This is a genomic window from Pseudomonas sp. MEJ086, from assembly GCF_030209025.1.
In the GTDB taxonomy this organism is placed as follows: Bacteria; Pseudomonadota; Gammaproteobacteria; order Pseudomonadales; family Pseudomonadaceae; genus Aquipseudomonas; species Aquipseudomonas fulva_A.
This window is the reverse complement of sequence record NZ_JARVSV010000020.1, coordinates 209,130-223,082: the sequence shown is the minus strand read 5'-3', so window position 1 is coordinate 223,082 and position 13,953 is coordinate 209,130. Positions and strand designations below refer to the sequence as shown.

Here is a 13,953-nt window from a genome sequence, read left to right as displayed (position 1 = left end):
AGCGTGTGACTCACAGATTAGTTGCGCACCCAGCGTTGTCGCGTCCAGCCACTGAAGGCATCGACGGCGAGTACCAGCAGCACCATGGCTAGGATCACGGTGCTGGCCTGGGCCTCCTGGAACAGACTGAGGCTGACGTACAGCATCTGGCCTAATCCGCCTGCGCCGACGAAGCCCATGACCGCAGCCATACGGATGTTGTTTTCCCAGCGATACAGGGTGTACGCCAACAACTGTGGCCATAGGGAGGGCAGGGTCCCATAACAGAATGCCATCCAGGCCCCTGCGCCCTGTAGGCGGATAGCGGCCGCCGGTTCCGGTGGCGTGTTTTCCAGTGCTTCAGCGAATAGCCTGCCGAGCACACCGGTGGTGTGCAGGGCCAGGGCCAGGGTGCCGGCGTTGGGCCCCAGGCCAGCGGCCAGAACCATCAGAACGGCCCAGACCAGCTCCGGAATGGCCCGCAGCGCGTTGAGTAGCAAGCGCGTGACGCTTTGCAGCAGCCAACCCAGGCGACCGGCCGCGGGCAGGGCGAGGGACAGCCCCAGTACGGCGGCGAGCAGGGTGCCGAGTGCCGACATGGCCAAGGTTTCCCTGGCGCCTCGGACGGTGGCCTGCACGTGCTCGCTACTCAGGTCCGGGCTCATGAAGCGCAGCACGTAGCTACCCATCTGCGCCAGGCTGTCGCCGCTGAACAGGCCGAGCAGATCCAGGCCAAGATAGAGGAAGGAGCCGATCACCGCGGCGGTGATGGTCAGCAGCAGCAAGCCATTGCCCAGGCGCCTCATGCGAATCTGCCGCGCAGCAGGCGGCTGAGCTGGTCGGCCAGCAGCACCAGCATCAGGAAGGTCAGCAGCATGCTGGCGACTTCAGCACCGGCGAACATGCGCATGGACAGATCGATCTGCTGGCCGAGGCCTCCCGCACCGACGAAGCCCATTACCACCGAAGCACGCACGGCGCATTCCCAGCGGTACACCGTATAAGAGGTCAACTCGGCTGCCGCATTGGGTAACACCCCGTAGGCGAATGCCGCGAGGCGCCCGCTGCCCGATTGCAGCAGGGCATGCATCGGCCGTTGATCCACCGATTCGAATATTTCCGCATACACCTTGCCGAGCATGCCCGCATAGGTGATCGCGATGGCCAGCACGCCTGCGGTAGGGCCCAGGCCGACCGCGCGCACGAACAGCAATGCCCAGACAATTTCCGGAACGCTGCGCAGAATGATCAACAAGCCGCGTACTGGCCAGCGCAGCCCCTGACCGAGCAGGCTGGGCAGGCCACCACGCGACGCCGCCGACAGCGACAGGGCGCGACTGGCCAGCAGGCTCGCCGGCACCGCCAGCAACAACGCCAGAGCCATACCAGCAGTGGCAATGGCCAGCGTCTGCAGGGTGGCTTGCACCAGCAACGTGAGGAAGTCGGCATCGTGTGCCGGCGGCCAGAAACCCTCGATAAAATTACCCATCGACTGGGTGCTCTCCGGCTGCAGCAATACCGACAGATCCAGCTCGGCCAGCTTGATGCCCGGCCATAGCAGAGCAATGGCCAGCAGGCTCAGGAGCAGGCGTGAACGTGCTGCGGGATCGCGTCGATCACCTCTCAGCATCGTGGCGCCCAGGCGCTGGTGGACGGCTCGCTGTACGGGCGGGCTGGCGGGGCGAGCTGATCGTTGGCATACAAGGCATCCAGGCGCTGCCTGTCGACCTCGGCGGTACTCAGGTCAAAGACCACCTGCCCATCGCGGATGCCAAGCACCCGCGGGAAATGTGCCAGGGCCAGTTCGACCGAATGCAGGCTGGCTACCAACGTCACCTGACGGGTCCGTGCGTGGCTGCACAGGAGGGACAGGGTGTGTTCGGCCAAGCGTGGATCCATCGCCGACACCGGTTCGTCGGCAAGCAGCAGCGCTGGTGCCTGATACAGCGCCCGGGCAATACCGACCCGCTGCAACTGGCCGCCAGACAGCTGACCGCAGCGCGCGAACAGCTTATCGGCCAGATCCAGCTTGGCCAGCTCGGCACGGGCGCCTGGAATATCCAGCGGGTGCAGCAGATTGAGCAGACTCTTGAACAGACCCCACTGGCCTAGCTTGCCGGCCAGTACTGCCGTGAGCACCCGCTGACGCGAGGGCAGTGGCGGGGCCTGATGAATCAGCCCGATACGTGCGCGCAGGCGTTGTCGCTGGCCACTGGACAGCCGCCAGGGATGCTCGCCGAGCACCTGCACTTCGCCCGTGCTAGGTGCCAGCGCGGTAGCCAGCAGGTTGAGCAGGCTGGACTTACCGGCACCGGACGGACCTATGATGGCCACCTGCTCGCCGCGCTCGATGTTCAGGTGCAGATCGTGCAATGCCTGAACACCGTTGCCGTGCGTGAGGCCGATGCCGGACAGCCGCAGGGTCATTTCAGCAGGTCGGCCGCGCGGGCAGCTTCTTCGATGCCTTTGTAGTTCTCGGGTTTGGTGTCGATGAAGCGGCTCGCCGCCTGCAGGTCGAGAATTGCCTTGTGCTCCGGGTTGGCCGGATCGAGTGCCAGGAAGGCCTGCTTGATCTTCTCGGCCAGCGCCGGGTCGAGGGTGCCGCGTACCGTCCAGTTGTAGTCGAAATAGGTCGGCGTGGTGGCGAACACCTTGACCTTGCTGGCGTCGACCTTGCCACTGTTGACCAGCTTGTCCCACACGCTGGCATTGAGTACACCGGCATCGACCTTGCCAGCCTGCACCCAGGCGGCAGTGGCGTCATGGGCACCTGAATAGGCGACTCGGCTGAAAAAGGCTTCTGGCTTGATGCCGTCCTGAAGCATGAAGTAACGCGGCATCAGGCTGCCCGAGGTGGACGATACCGAGCCAAAGGCAAAGGTCTTGCCCTTCAGGTCAGCCAGAGACTTCACGCTCGGGTCCGCGGTAATGAATTTGCTGGTGAACTGGGCATCCTGCTCGCGCTGTACCAGCGGGATCGCATTGCCGGTCTTCAGATGCACCTGCACGAAGGTGAAGCCGCCCAGCCAGGCCAGGTCGAGGCGATCAGTGGCCAGCGCTTCGACCACTGCGGGGTAGTCCGCCACCGGGACGAACTCTACCTTCATGCCCAATTGCTGCTCCAGATAGGCACCCAGCGGCTTGAACTTGCGCAGCAGTTCGGTCGGCGCCTCATCGGGAATGGCCGAAACGCGCAGAGTTTCGGCTGCGAAGCTGGTCAGGGCGGAAACGGACAGGGCGAGGCCGGCGGCGAGCGCCAGGGTGCGCTTGAGCATGGGACTTCTCCGGTTCAATAGCGGAAAAAACGAGAGGGTGTGTGCGGCGTGCTTGCCTGTGCGGTGATGCGCTGGAACCGCTCCGCTGGGGCTGGATGGACGTAGGGGCTGCCTGTACGCGACACGCGCGAGGCAAGTATAGGGGCAGTCGCCGCCCGCGGCGAGCGCCGCAGGGGCGACCTCGCGGGCTTAGCCGATCAGTCGGATCAGTTCGTTCAGACAGAGCACCACGAACAGTGCGGCGGCGATGCCCAGCAGGCCGTTGGACAGCCAGCCCGATCGCCACTCCATCGGGACCCGTTTCGAGTTGAGCAGCCAGATCAGCGTGAGTGCCAGGAACGGCATGAAGAACGCGCCGAAGGCGCCGTAGGCGATCACAAGGCCGAATGGCCGGCCCAGAGTGAGCAGTATCATCGGCGGGAAGGTCAGCCATAGCACGTAGAAGCGGAAGGCAGGAGTTCTTTCCAGGTCCTGCTGCGCACCCTTGGCCTGCTCGCCGCCCTGAACCTGGCGTACGAAGTCGGCGAACAGTAGCGACACACCATGCCACACACCCAGGATCGAGGAGAAGGTGGTCGCGGCGAAGCCGACGAGGAACAGGATGGACACCACGCTGCCGAAGCGCTCACGCAGGATTTCATCCAGGTCGAGCAGGCCGCGGTCACCGCCGGCGAGGGTGACCTGTGCGGTATAAAGCAGCTCGGCGCCCACGATCAGCATCGAAATCACGAAGATACCGGTCGCTATGTAGGCTACGCGGTTGTCCAGCCGCATCATGCCCATCCAGGCCGGCGTACGCCAACCCTTGGCTTGTACCCAGTAGCCGTAGGACGCCATGGTAATGGTGCCGCCAACGCCGCCGATGAGGCCGAGCGTGTAGATCGCCGAGCCTTCGGGAATGGTCGGCATCAGTCCGGTCAGCGCCTGGCCGAGGTTCGGCATGACCAGAATGGCGAGACCGACGACGACCACGAACATGATGCCGATGAACAGCTTCATGACCGTTTCGAAAGCGCTGTAGCGGTTGAACAGGACGAATACTGCGCCCGCGATTCCCGATAACGCTCCCCACATCCAGAATGGCATCACGTCCGGGAACAAGGCGGCCAGAGGCAGCGCCGTGGCGCTCATCGCCGTGCCGCCGTAAACGAAGCCCCAGATCACTATGTAGATACCGAAGTACCAGTACGTCCATTTGCCCAGCGAGCGCCAGCCTTCGAGAATCGTTGATCCGGTCGCCAGGTGGTAGCGTGCCGAGCCTTCTGCGAGGGCAATCTTCACGATGCAGCCCACGATGGCTGCCCACAGCAGTGCATAGCCGAAGCGGGAGCCTGCGATCAGGGTCGCCACGAGGTCGCCGGCGCCTACGCCGGTAACCGCCACCACGATGCCGGGGCCGATGAGCTTCCAGCGGGCCGCCGTGCTGCTTGGCGGGGTCGCATCGTTTGGTTCTTCCAGCGAAGGTGCGCGCGTCTCATTTTTGTTGTCGGTCATGTCATCCTCCAGTATGCAGGCGCTTCGGCATGTATCTGGAGCATAGACAGTCGGTGAGGCGTTGCTCACTGCAGTGGCTTGCAAAGCGCGCCGGGCGGCAGCCTGCAAGAGGCCAGGAGCGGCTCGACTCGTTCCTTTGCTCCGCGACGGCGCCCCCGGGCTGGTAGAATTCGCCCCTCTTCACGTGCGAGGTATCTTCATGAGTGAGCCGATCCGCCTGACCCAGTACAGCCATGGTGCCGGTTGCGGCTGCAAGATTTCCCCCAAGGTACTGGAGGTGATCCTCGCAGGCAGCGGCGCCCAGAATCTCGACCCCAATCTATGGGTGGGCAATGCCTCCCGTGATGACGCCGCGGTGTATGCGCTGGACGAAGAGCGAGGCGTGGTCTCGACCACCGATTTCTTCATGCCGATCGTCGACGACCCGTTCGACTTCGGCCGCATCGCGGCCACCAACGCCATCAGTGATGTCTACGCCATGGGCGGCGACCCGCTGATGGCCATCGCCATTCTCGGCTGGCCGGTCAACCTGCTGCCACCGGAGGTCGCATGTGAAGTGATCCGCGGTGGTCGCGCCGTCTGCGATGCCGCCGGCATCCCGCTGGCCGGTGGGCATTCCATCGATGCGCCGGAGCCGATCTTCGGGCTAGCGGTGACCGGTGTGGTGAACAAGCGCCACATGAAGCGCAACGACACCGCCCAGGTCGGCGACACCCTGTATCTGACCAAGCCATTGGGTATCGGCATCCTCACCACGGCCGAGAAAAGGGCCAAGCTACGCGCCGAGGACGTCGGCCTGGCCCGTGACTGGATGTGCACCCTGAACAAGCCGGGCAGCCGTTTCGGCAAGCTCGAAGGCGTCACCGCGATGACCGACGTGACCGGTTTCGGCCTGCTCGGCCACCTGGTGGAAATGGCGGACGGATCGGGGCTCAGCGCGCGCCTGGACTACGCCGCCGTGCCGCGCCTGCCGGGCGTCGAGCACTACCTTGCCGAGGGCTGTGTACCGGGCGGCACGCTGCGCAACTTCGACAGTTATGGCGAGCGTATCGAGGCGCTCAGTGACGAGCAGCGCGACCTGCTCTGTGATCCGCAGACCAGCGGCGGTCTGTTGATCGCCGTCAGCGAGCAGAGCGGTGCCGAGTTCCTTGCGCTCGCCGCTGAGCTGGGGCTGGAGCTGGCGCCCATCGGTGTGCTGGTCGAGCGACAGCGTCACGCGGTAGAGGTGTTCTGATGCGTGACGACGCCCACAACTACCGCGAGCTGTTTCTCACCGATGTACCGATGATGGATACCCGTGCGCCGGTGGAGTTCGTCAAAGGTGCCTTTCCCGGTGTGCTCAACCTGCCTCTGATGACCGATCTGGAGCGGCAGAAAGTCGGCACCTGCTACAAGCAGCACGGCCAAGAAGCCGCCATCAAGCTGGGCCACCAACTGGTTGGCGGCCAGACCAAGGCCGAGCGTGTCGAGGCCTGGGCAGCGTTCGCGCGGGCCAACCCGCAGGGTTACCTGTACTGCTTCCGCGGCGGGCTGCGCTCGCAGATCGTCCAGCAATGGCTCAAAGAAGCCGGCATCGATTATCCGCGGGTGGTGGGTGGCTACAAGGCCATGCGCACCTTTCTGCTGGAAACCCTCGAGCAGGCGGTGGCGCAATGCCAGTTCGTCATGCTTGGCGGCATGACTGGCACCGGCAAGACCGACGTGCTGGTGCAATTGCCCAATGCGCTGGATCTGGAAGGCCATGCCAATCATCGTGGCTCCAGCTTCGGCAAGCGCGCCACCGCTCAGCCTGCGCAGATCGATTTCGAGAACGCTCTGGCCGTCGACATCCTCAGAAAGCGCGCAGCGGGTATCGAGCAATTCGTGGTCGAGGACGAAGGCCGTATCGTCGGCAGCTGCAATGTGCCGCTGGGGCTGTACCAGGGCATGCAGGGTTATCCGCTGGTCTGGCTAGAGGACTGTTTCGACAACCGTGTCGAGCGCATTCAGCGCGATTACGTGGTCGATCTTTGCGCCGAGTTCATTCGCGTGCACGGAGCGCAGCAGGGCTTCGACATGTTCGCCGAGCGCCTTTTGCAGAGCTTGAACAACATCCACAAACGTCTGGGGGGCGAGCGTCACCAGCGTCTTCTGGCGATCATGCAGGCCGCGCTGGCCGAGCAGCAGCGCAGCGGCAAGGTTGACCTGCACCGCGGCTGGATCGAAGGCCTGCTGCGCGAATATTACGACCCGATGTACGCCTATCAGCGTGACAGCAAGGCCGAGCGAATCGAGTTCGCCGGCGACGAAGCATCGGTCACTGCGTATCTGCGTGACCGACACGCCTGACCACCTCAGCCGGTTCGCGTGCGGAAGTGCCCGCTACCCGGCTTGAACCGCGCGGCCATGACCATCAGCGCCAGAGTGGCGACGGCCATGGCCAGCCAGCTCAGGCGCAGGTCGTCGGTGTACTGGCGCAGCAGGCCCGCCAGCAGTGGGGCGCAAGCGGCGATCAGGTAGCCGCCGCCCTGCACGAAGGCCAGCAGATCGCCGGTCTGGCGTGGGTCGTCGAGATGATCCTGGGCCACCACCAGTGACAGCGGGAACAGCGCGCCGATGCCGATGCCCACGAGGATGCAGATCGGCACGACCCACTGCAGCGGCGCGATCAGCAAACCAAGCAGCCCCGCCAGCAGTGATGCCAGCACCACGCCGAGCAGAATGCGGCGGTCCGCGAAGCGCGCCAGCAGGCTCGATGCCAGTAGCCCGGCGGTCACCTCGCAGAGTGTCAGTGCAGCCAGCAGCAGGCCGCTGGATTGGGCGCTCCACCCCAGGGCGGTGTAGTAGGGCGGCAACCAGGCCAGTACCAGGGTGTAGCCAGCGGTGCCCACCCCGAAGAAACTCAGCAGCAGCCAGGCGCGTGGCGAGCGCCAGAGCTCCAGATGCGGCAGGTCGGCCGTTGTCGCAGGCGCTTCGCCCGGTGCGGCGCGCCACCACAACGCGGCGGCTGCCAGGGCAGGCAGTGCCCAGGCCGCCAGTGCCCAGGACCACCCCAGCCATTGCGCCAGCAAGGGGGTGAGCGCCGCACCGAAGGCCGCACCGCCCATGATCGCGCAACTGTAGAAACCGATCAGGCGGCCGCTGTCCGCGGCGAAGCGCGCCTTGATCAACCCGGGCAATAACGCCTGCACGAAGGCGATACCGGCGCCGGCCAGCAATGCGCTGACGATCAGTGGCGTTGCCTCGGGCAGCAGCCCGCGTGCCAGGCAGGCCAGGGCGATCAGCAGCACGCCGAGGAAGATGCCAGTGCGCTCGCCGAAGTAGCGGCGCAGGGTGCTGGCCGCCAGTGCACCGAGGCCCATGATGACGATGGGCAGGCTGGTCAACAGGCTGGCACCAATATGGCCCAGGCCGCTGTCGAGCTGGATGCGGTCGAGCAGCGGGCCGACCGCCGCCAGTACCGGGCGCAAGTTGAGGCCGAGCAGCACGATAGCGATCAGCAGCAGCGACTGGCGTTTCATCGTTTGTTCTCCTGGGCACCACGCCAGGCCACCAGCAGCACGCCACCGACGATGCACAGCGCCGCCAGCAGCATGTTCAGGCTGCCGCGCTCGTCCAGCAGCGTCACCGCCATGGCCGCGCCCAGCATTGCCGCCACCGAGCCGATCTGGCTGAGATACACCGCGCCAGCGAGCTTCTGCAGCACGAAATACAGCGCGTAGACGATGGCGAACAATGCCATCTGCACCAGCAGCAGGGTGATCGCCAGGCCGCTGTCCAGGGTGGGGGCGAGCCTGACGTCGAACAGTGCCAGCGGCAGCAGGAGCAGGGCGCCGCCGAGCAACATGCCGGGCGCCAGCGACAGGGGGCTGGCACCCGTTGGCCAGTAGCGCGAACGGTAGATATTGCCCAGGCCCAGAAACACCGGCACGGCAAGCGCGGCGACTATCCATAGCAGCGGACTATCGCCACTGTGCAGCTTGTCCAAAGCCAGCAACAGGCTGCCGCCCAGACCAATGCAGATACCCAGCAGGCGCACGCGGCTCAGCGGCTCCATGCGCAGCGCCAGAGCCAGCAGGTAGGTGATCAGCGGCGGAAACGCCAGGCACATGGAGGCGAAGCCGGCACCGACGTGGGGAATCGAACTGAACAGCAGGCCATTGGGCAGGGCGATGCTGAGCAGGCCCGAGGCCAGGTAGTAGCGTTGCAGGCGAGGGGTCAGGCCGGGCGCTTCGCCACGCAGGCGGGTGAACACCAGCAACAGCAGGCCACCACCCAGCAGGCTCCACAACAGATAGGCCACCGGTGCCCAGCCCGCCGCACTGGCCAGTTTCACCAGATTGCTGGTCAGCCCCATCAGTGCGCCGATGGCGAGTAGCAGCACGAGTGCCAGCAGGGGGCGTGAATTGGCAGGTGACATGGCTGGCCTCATCCGATGAATACGTTAAGATGGCAACATTCTTTTTGAAAAGTATCTTGATGGCAAGATAAATCGAGGGCGATATGCAAGATCGTGCACAACTGGCCGCCGCGCAGTGGCAACAGCAACGCCCGGATCTGGACGGGTTCTCCATGGCGGTGATCGGTCGGCTGGGTGAACTGTCCCAGGTGATCAGCCGTGATCACCTGCTGCCGTTCTTCGCCGCGCACGGCCTGCAGGCCGGTGAGTTCGACCTGCTCGCCACCCTGCGCCGATCAGGCGAACCCTACGCGCTGATGCCCACAGCGCTGTACGAGAGTGCGATGATTTCCTCGGGCGGCATGACCAGCCGCATCGACCGCCTGGAAAAGGCCGGGCTGATCGAACGCCGCCGCCACCCCAGTGACCGTCGCGGCATTCTGGTGGCGCTGACGCCGGCAGGTTTTGAACTGATCGACAGCATGCTCGGTGCCCACGTCGATAACCTGCAGCGCGTTCTGGCTGCCCTCAGTGACGAGGAAAAACAGCAGTTGCATGCACTCACTGGCAAACTGCTGGGCAACCTGCAACCGGTTGAATGAAAGGAAGCGAGCCCATGTCGCTCACGGCATTGATCATCGGCGTGATTGGCCAGTTGTTTTTTGCGGGCCTGCAGGGCCTGATCGTGGTCTTTTCCGCCGCGGCGCTCGCCAACAACAGCGAACTGACACCCTTCCAGGATCGCCTGCTGGCGAGCCTGATGCTTCTGCTACCAGCTGTCTCGATCTTTACCGCGTGCCTGCTGATCGTCGGCTACCTGAACACGGCGCCCTGGCTGTCCAACCTGTGGCATTTGCTGCCAGTCACAGGCTTCGGGTTGTACCTGCTGTTTCTGCTCTATGTGAATCACTGATGCAGCACGTAGGGTGGACGACGCCTTATCCGTCCACCATTGGGTGGTAGAGGCGCTGCATCACTAGAACGCGATCCACCATACGGCCTGTGGGAACGGGCCATGCCCGTGATTTCGCGCGCATGGCGCGCTCCCACAAAGGTGCTGCAGCCATCAGCCGTAGGGTGGACGACGCTTTATCCGTCCACCATTGAACGGTTGCGGCGCTGTATCACTAGAATGCGATCGCGATCCACCGTACGGCCTGTGGGAACGGGCCATGCCCGTGATTTCGCGCGCATGGCGCGCTCCCACAAAGGCGCTGCAACCGCCAGTCGTAGGGTGGACGACGCTTTATCCGTCCACCATTGAACCGTTGCGGCGCTGGATCATTAGAGCGCGATCCAGCGTATGGTCTGTGGGAACGGGCCATGCCCGTGATTTCGCGCGCATGGCGCGCTCCCACAAAGGTGGTGCAACCATCCGTCGTAGGGTGGACGACGCTTTATCCGTCCACCATTGAACGATTGCGGCGCTGGATCACTAGAACGCGATCCACAGTACAGTCTGTGGGAACGGGCCATGCCCGTGATTTCGCGCGCATGGCGCGCTCCCACAAAGGTGGTGCAACCATCCGTCGTAGGGTGGGCGACGCTTTATCCGTCCACCATTGACCGGTTGCGGCGCTGTATCACTAGATGCGATTCACCGTACGGCCTGTGGGAACGGGCCATGCCCGTGATTTCGCGCGCATGGCGCACTCCCACAAAGGTGCTGCAACCGTCAGTCGTAGGGTGGACGACGCTTTATCCGTCCACCATAGGGTGGTGGCGGCGATGCATCACTAGAACGCGATCCACAGTACGGCCTGTGGGAACGGGCCATGCCCGTGATATCGCGCGCATGGCACGCTCCCACAAAGGTGGTGTAACCATCCGTCGTAGGGTGGACGACGCTTTATCCGTGCACCATTGGTTGGTGGCGGCGATGCATCACTAGAACGCGATCCACCATCCGCTTTGTGGGAACGGGCCATGCCCGTGATTTCGCGCGCATGGCGCGCGCCCAAAGGTGTTGCAGCCATCAGCCAGATCGCTCCGCCCGCTCCCGTACGGTCAGTTCTGCGCCTACAGCCGGTGATGCTCGACCAGAAAATCCACGAACAGCCGCACTCGCGCCGGCATTGCCGAGCCGCCCACGAACACCGCGTGAATAGGTTCCCGGTCGCCCGGGTTCCAGGCTTCCAGCAGCGGTATCAGGTCACCGCGCTGCAGATCCTCGCTCACGCTGAACTCGCCAATGCGGGCGATGCCGGCACCTACCCGTGCGAGTTGTGCCAGCGCTTCACCGCTGCTGCATTCGATGTTGCCGCTGACCTTCATGAAAAACTCGTTTCCCTCGCGCACGAACGGCCAGTTGGGCTCGGCACGGCGAAAGTTGAAGCGCAGGCAGTTGTGCTTCAACAAATCTTCCGGCTCCTGGGGCGTGCCGTGGCGCTGCAGATACTCGGGCGAGGCCACCACCACCTGGCCGGTGTCGCCGATCTTGCGCGCGGTCAGCGGGCTGTCGGGCAGATGGCCAAAGCGCACCGCCACGTCGGCCTGGCCGCCGAGAATGTCGACCACTTCGTCACCCAGGGTCAGGTCGACGGTGATGTTCGGGTAACGCGCGCTGAAGGCCGCCACCAGGGGAACGATGGCCAGCCGCCCATGACCAAGGGCGGCGCTGACCCGCAAGCGGCCCCTGGGTACGCCCTGGTCGGCGATGGCGTCTTCGACCTCGGCCATGTCCGCCAGAATACGCCGGGCGCCGCGCAGGTAAGCCTCGCCCTCGGTGGTGAAGGTGATCGCCCGGGTGGTGCGTAGCAGCAAGCGAGTGCCAAGACGCTGCTCGGTACGCGCGATGATCCGACTGACCGCCGAGGGTGTCAGCCCCAATGCACGCGCGGCGGCCGACAGGCTGCCTTCCTGCGCCACCGTGACGAATACGCCCATTTCACCTGACCGACCGTTGAAGTCCATTTGTGCTCCGTAAGCAAAGGTGCTTTCCAGAAATGCAATCTACCGCATGAAAAGGCTTGATCGTAGCATTCGCAGCATAGATAAGGAGCCTCTCATGCAGATCAATCCACCCCTCGTAGCACTCGCCATTGGTGCCTTCGGCATTGGCGTTACCGAGTTCGCCCCCATGGGCATGTTGCCGAGCATCGCTGCGGATCTTGGCGTATCCATTCCTGCCGCAGGCCTGCTGGTCAGTGCATACGCCCTGGGCGTACTGCTCGGCGCGCCGCTGATGACCCTGACCACCGGCAGAATTCCCCGGCGCTATCTGCTGATCGGCCTCATGGCGATCTTCACCCTGGGTAACCTGATGTCCGCCCTGGCGACCGATTACTACAGCCTGATGGTCGCCCGGGTGGTCACCTCACTGAACCATGGCGCGTTCTTTGGCGTTGGCTCCATCGTCGCCGCCAGCGTGGTCGCCCCGGAAAAACGTGCTGGCGCGGTGGCGGCCATGTTCATGGGCCTGACCCTGGCGACCATCGGCGGCGTACCGCTGGCTGCCTGGTTTGGCGAAGTGTTCGGTTGGCGCACCGCATTCTGGGGGATCACCGGCCTCGGCGTGGTGGCCATGGCCGCATTGTGGTTCGCCTTGCCCAACCTGCCGGCGCCGAAAAGCGTCGGTGTAATGGCCGAAGTTCGCGCACTGGGCCGTGGCCCGGTGCTGGGGGCGTTGGCCCTGACCGTGGTTGGCTCGAGCGCGATGTTCACCGTATTCACTTATATCGCGCCGATCCTCAGCAGCGAGACCCACGCGTCCACCGCCTTTATCACCGCCATGTTGGTGCTCTATGGCGTGGGTCTCACGCTGGGCAACATGTGGGGTGGCAAGGCCGCCGACCGCTCCATCGACCGCACCCTGATCGTTTCGCTGAGCGTGCTGATTATCGTCTTGCTGGCGTTCACCGTGTTGATGCGCTGGCCGCTGCCGGCCGCCGTGGCCATCCTGATCTGGGGCATCGCCAGCTTCGCCATCGTGCCGCCGCTGCAGATGCGCGTGATGGAGGCCGCCAAGGGCGCCCCCAACCTGGCCTCGGCGGTGAATATCGGTGCCTTCAACTTCGGCAACGCGATTGGTGCGGCGCTGGGCGGCGCGGTGATCAACGCAGGGCTGGGCTACCCGGCGATTTCCCTGGCGGGTGCTGCGATGGCGGGGCTGGGGCTATTGATGGTGCTGGGCTTTGCCTGGCGTTCCAAGGCCGTAGCCGCTGCGGTGGCTTGAGAGAGGGGTGATCAATCCTGTGGAGTCCGGTTCAATGGCGTTGCTTGCGCTAGCCGTAGTGGGTTGGCAGAGCGTCAAACCGGATGAAAATACGTTGCAGCGGCGCGCGCAGACCGCAATTGGCGAACCCGTGAGTCAAGTCTCCAACGTCCGTAGCGGCGGCCAGTCGACCTACTTCAACGTTCACACCACTCCCTCGATCGTTACTCCCCAATTATCGCTTTGCCCCAGACTCGCCTGAACGCTTGGCAATGACAGACGCCAGTATGGAGCGGGCAGGGCAACTGCCTGCTCGCTCCAATCCTTACCCCTGACGCGCTTCCCGCACTGCGGCCTTGTGAGCGGCCCGGACCAGATCCCAGGCATCTGCGCTAAGCAGATACGCGGCTTCGCTTATGTGTTGCACGTCCAGAGCGTCTGCCTGGGTAATGTTCATGGCGGCGAGACTATGCAGCAGACCGCGCACCGCTCTGAGGCGCTGTTCGACGCTTTCCTGCAGGTCCATGTAGGAGCAACTGCCATCGATCAGCATCACCGCTGTCGTGGTTGGGTTGCTGGAGAGTGGGAGGGGGTCAGTCATGGCGCTGGCCTCCGTTCTCGTAATCAACGGGGCAGAGTGCAGACGGATTGAGGGCGTATGTGTGCTTCATGGT

14 protein-coding genes are annotated in these 13,953 nt (G+C 64.2%); 5 read left to right on the top strand and 9 right to left on the bottom strand.

Going from position 1 to position 13,953, the window contains the following annotated elements:
* Positions 1-17: 17 nt before the first annotated feature.
* The 5 genes from phnE to QRN22_RS13600 form a co-directional block, all read right to left on the bottom strand.
* Positions 18-785 (bottom strand): phosphonate ABC transporter, permease protein PhnE, encoded by a 768-nt coding sequence (phnE, locus tag QRN22_RS13620; protein ID WP_042552155.1) that lies wholly within the window; start codon positions 783-785, stop codon positions 18-20.
* Positions 782-1,609 (bottom strand): PhnE/PtxC family ABC transporter permease, encoded by an 828-nt coding sequence (locus tag QRN22_RS13615; RefSeq protein WP_042552156.1) that lies wholly within the window; start codon positions 1,607-1,609, stop codon positions 782-784. The genes phnE and QRN22_RS13615 overlap by 4 nt, the downstream gene beginning before the upstream one ends.
* Positions 1,603-2,406, bottom strand: coding sequence for a phosphonate ABC transporter ATP-binding protein (locus tag QRN22_RS13610; protein WP_042552157.1), 804 nt, complete (start codon positions 2,404-2,406; stop codon positions 1,603-1,605). The genes QRN22_RS13615 and QRN22_RS13610 overlap by 7 nt, the downstream gene beginning before the upstream one ends.
* Positions 2,403-3,254, bottom strand: a complete 852-nt coding sequence (locus QRN22_RS13605) for a putative selenate ABC transporter substrate-binding protein (protein ID WP_042552158.1) — start codon at positions 3,252-3,254, stop codon at positions 2,403-2,405. Before QRN22_RS13605 ends, QRN22_RS13610 begins: the two co-directional genes overlap by 4 nt.
* Positions 3,255-3,443: 189 nt before the next feature.
* Positions 3,444-4,748 carry an Nramp family divalent metal transporter gene (locus tag QRN22_RS13600; protein WP_042552159.1) on the bottom strand — a complete coding sequence of 435 codons (1,305 nt, stop codon included), beginning with the start codon at positions 4,746-4,748 and terminating at the stop codon, positions 3,444-3,446.
* Positions 4,749-4,947: 199 nt separating this feature from the next.
* Here QRN22_RS13600 and selD point away from each other — a divergent pair, with 199 nt between their 5' ends.
* Both selD and mnmH read left to right on the top strand, forming a co-directional pair.
* Complete coding sequence (gene selD / locus QRN22_RS13595; RefSeq protein ID WP_042552242.1) at positions 4,948-5,982, top strand: selenide, water dikinase SelD; 1,035 nt, start codon at positions 4,948-4,950, stop codon at positions 5,980-5,982.
* Entirely contained in the window at positions 5,982-7,076 is a 1,095-nt protein-coding gene (gene mnmH, locus QRN22_RS13590; RefSeq protein ID WP_042552160.1) for a tRNA 2-selenouridine(34) synthase MnmH, read from the top strand. Before selD ends, mnmH begins: the two co-directional genes overlap by 1 nt.
* Before the next feature lie 5 nt (positions 7,077-7,081).
* On the opposite strand, the gene QRN22_RS13585 is transcribed toward mnmH, so the two are convergent.
* Both QRN22_RS13585 and QRN22_RS13580 read right to left on the bottom strand, forming a co-directional pair.
* The gene (locus QRN22_RS13585) at positions 7,082-8,248 is read right to left on the bottom strand and encodes a cyanate transporter (protein ID WP_042552161.1); all 1,167 of its coding nucleotides are present in this window, start codon (positions 8,246-8,248) and stop codon (positions 7,082-7,084) included.
* A complete protein-coding gene (locus QRN22_RS13580; RefSeq protein ID WP_042552162.1) occupies positions 8,245-9,147 on the bottom strand; it encodes a DMT family transporter in 903 nt (300 codons plus the stop codon). The genes QRN22_RS13585 and QRN22_RS13580 overlap by 4 nt, the downstream gene beginning before the upstream one ends.
* 83 nt (positions 9,148-9,230) lie before the next feature.
* On the opposite strand from QRN22_RS13580, the gene QRN22_RS13575 reads away from it, so the two are divergent.
* Together QRN22_RS13575 and QRN22_RS13570 are read left to right on the top strand one after the other, a co-directional pair.
* Positions 9,231-9,728, top strand: coding sequence for a MarR family winged helix-turn-helix transcriptional regulator (locus QRN22_RS13575; protein WP_042552163.1), 498 nt, complete (start codon positions 9,231-9,233; stop codon positions 9,726-9,728).
* Positions 9,729-9,742: 14 nt separating this feature from the next.
* Positions 9,743-10,039 carry a hypothetical protein gene (locus tag QRN22_RS13570; protein WP_042552164.1) on the top strand — a complete coding sequence of 99 codons (297 nt, stop codon included), beginning with the start codon at positions 9,743-9,745 and terminating at the stop codon, positions 10,037-10,039.
* Between the two features lie 1,106 nt (positions 10,040-11,145).
* Here QRN22_RS13570 and QRN22_RS13565 read toward each other — a convergent pair.
* Entirely contained in the window at positions 11,146-12,039 is an 894-nt protein-coding gene (locus QRN22_RS13565) for a LysR family transcriptional regulator (RefSeq protein ID WP_042552165.1), read from the bottom strand.
* 94 nt (positions 12,040-12,133) lie between these two features.
* Here QRN22_RS13565 and QRN22_RS13560 point away from each other — a divergent pair, with 94 nt between their 5' ends.
* The gene (locus QRN22_RS13560) at positions 12,134-13,300 is read left to right on the top strand and encodes an MFS transporter (RefSeq protein ID WP_042552166.1); all 1,167 of its coding nucleotides are present in this window, start codon (positions 12,134-12,136) and stop codon (positions 13,298-13,300) included.
* 304 nt (positions 13,301-13,604) lie between these two features.
* Here QRN22_RS13560 and QRN22_RS13555 read toward each other — a convergent pair whose 3' ends face one another.
* A complete protein-coding gene (locus QRN22_RS13555) occupies positions 13,605-13,880 on the bottom strand; it encodes a hypothetical protein (protein ID WP_231570108.1) in 276 nt (91 codons plus the stop codon).
* Positions 13,881-13,953 lie beyond the last annotated feature (73 nt).

Coding starts and splice junctions, on each gene's coding strand:
- QRN22_RS13580 (WP_042552162.1), bottom strand. CDS start 9,147: ATGTCACCTGCCAATTCACGCCCCCTGCTGGCACTCGTGCTGCTACTC.
- QRN22_RS13605 (WP_042552158.1), bottom strand. CDS start 3,254: ATGCTCAAGCGCACCCTGGCGCTCGCCGCCGGCCTCGCCCTGTCCGTT.
- QRN22_RS13575 (WP_042552163.1), top strand. CDS start 9,231: ATGCAAGATCGTGCACAACTGGCCGCCGCGCAGTGGCAACAGCAACGC.
- QRN22_RS13585 (WP_042552161.1), bottom strand. CDS start 8,248: ATGAAACGCCAGTCGCTGCTGCTGATCGCTATCGTGCTGCTCGGCCTC.
- QRN22_RS13615 (WP_042552156.1), bottom strand. CDS start 1,609: ATGCTGAGAGGTGATCGACGCGATCCCGCAGCACGTTCACGCCTGCTC.
- QRN22_RS13610 (WP_042552157.1), bottom strand. CDS start 2,406: ATGACCCTGCGGCTGTCCGGCATCGGCCTCACGCACGGCAACGGTGTT.
- QRN22_RS13560 (WP_042552166.1), top strand. CDS start 12,134: ATGCAGATCAATCCACCCCTCGTAGCACTCGCCATTGGTGCCTTCGGC.
- selD (WP_042552242.1), top strand. CDS start 4,948: ATGAGTGAGCCGATCCGCCTGACCCAGTACAGCCATGGTGCCGGTTGC.
- phnE (WP_042552155.1), bottom strand. CDS start 785: ATGAGGCGCCTGGGCAATGGCTTGCTGCTGCTGACCATCACCGCCGCG.
- mnmH (WP_042552160.1), top strand. CDS start 5,982: ATGCGTGACGACGCCCACAACTACCGCGAGCTGTTTCTCACCGATGTA.
- QRN22_RS13565 (WP_042552165.1), bottom strand. CDS start 12,039: ATGGACTTCAACGGTCGGTCAGGTGAAATGGGCGTATTCGTCACGGTG.
- QRN22_RS13600 (WP_042552159.1), bottom strand. CDS start 4,748: ATGACCGACAACAAAAATGAGACGCGCGCACCTTCGCTGGAAGAACCA.
- QRN22_RS13570 (WP_042552164.1), top strand. CDS start 9,743: ATGTCGCTCACGGCATTGATCATCGGCGTGATTGGCCAGTTGTTTTTT.
- QRN22_RS13555 (WP_231570108.1), bottom strand. CDS start 13,880: ATGACTGACCCCCTCCCACTCTCCAGCAACCCAACCACGACAGCGGTG.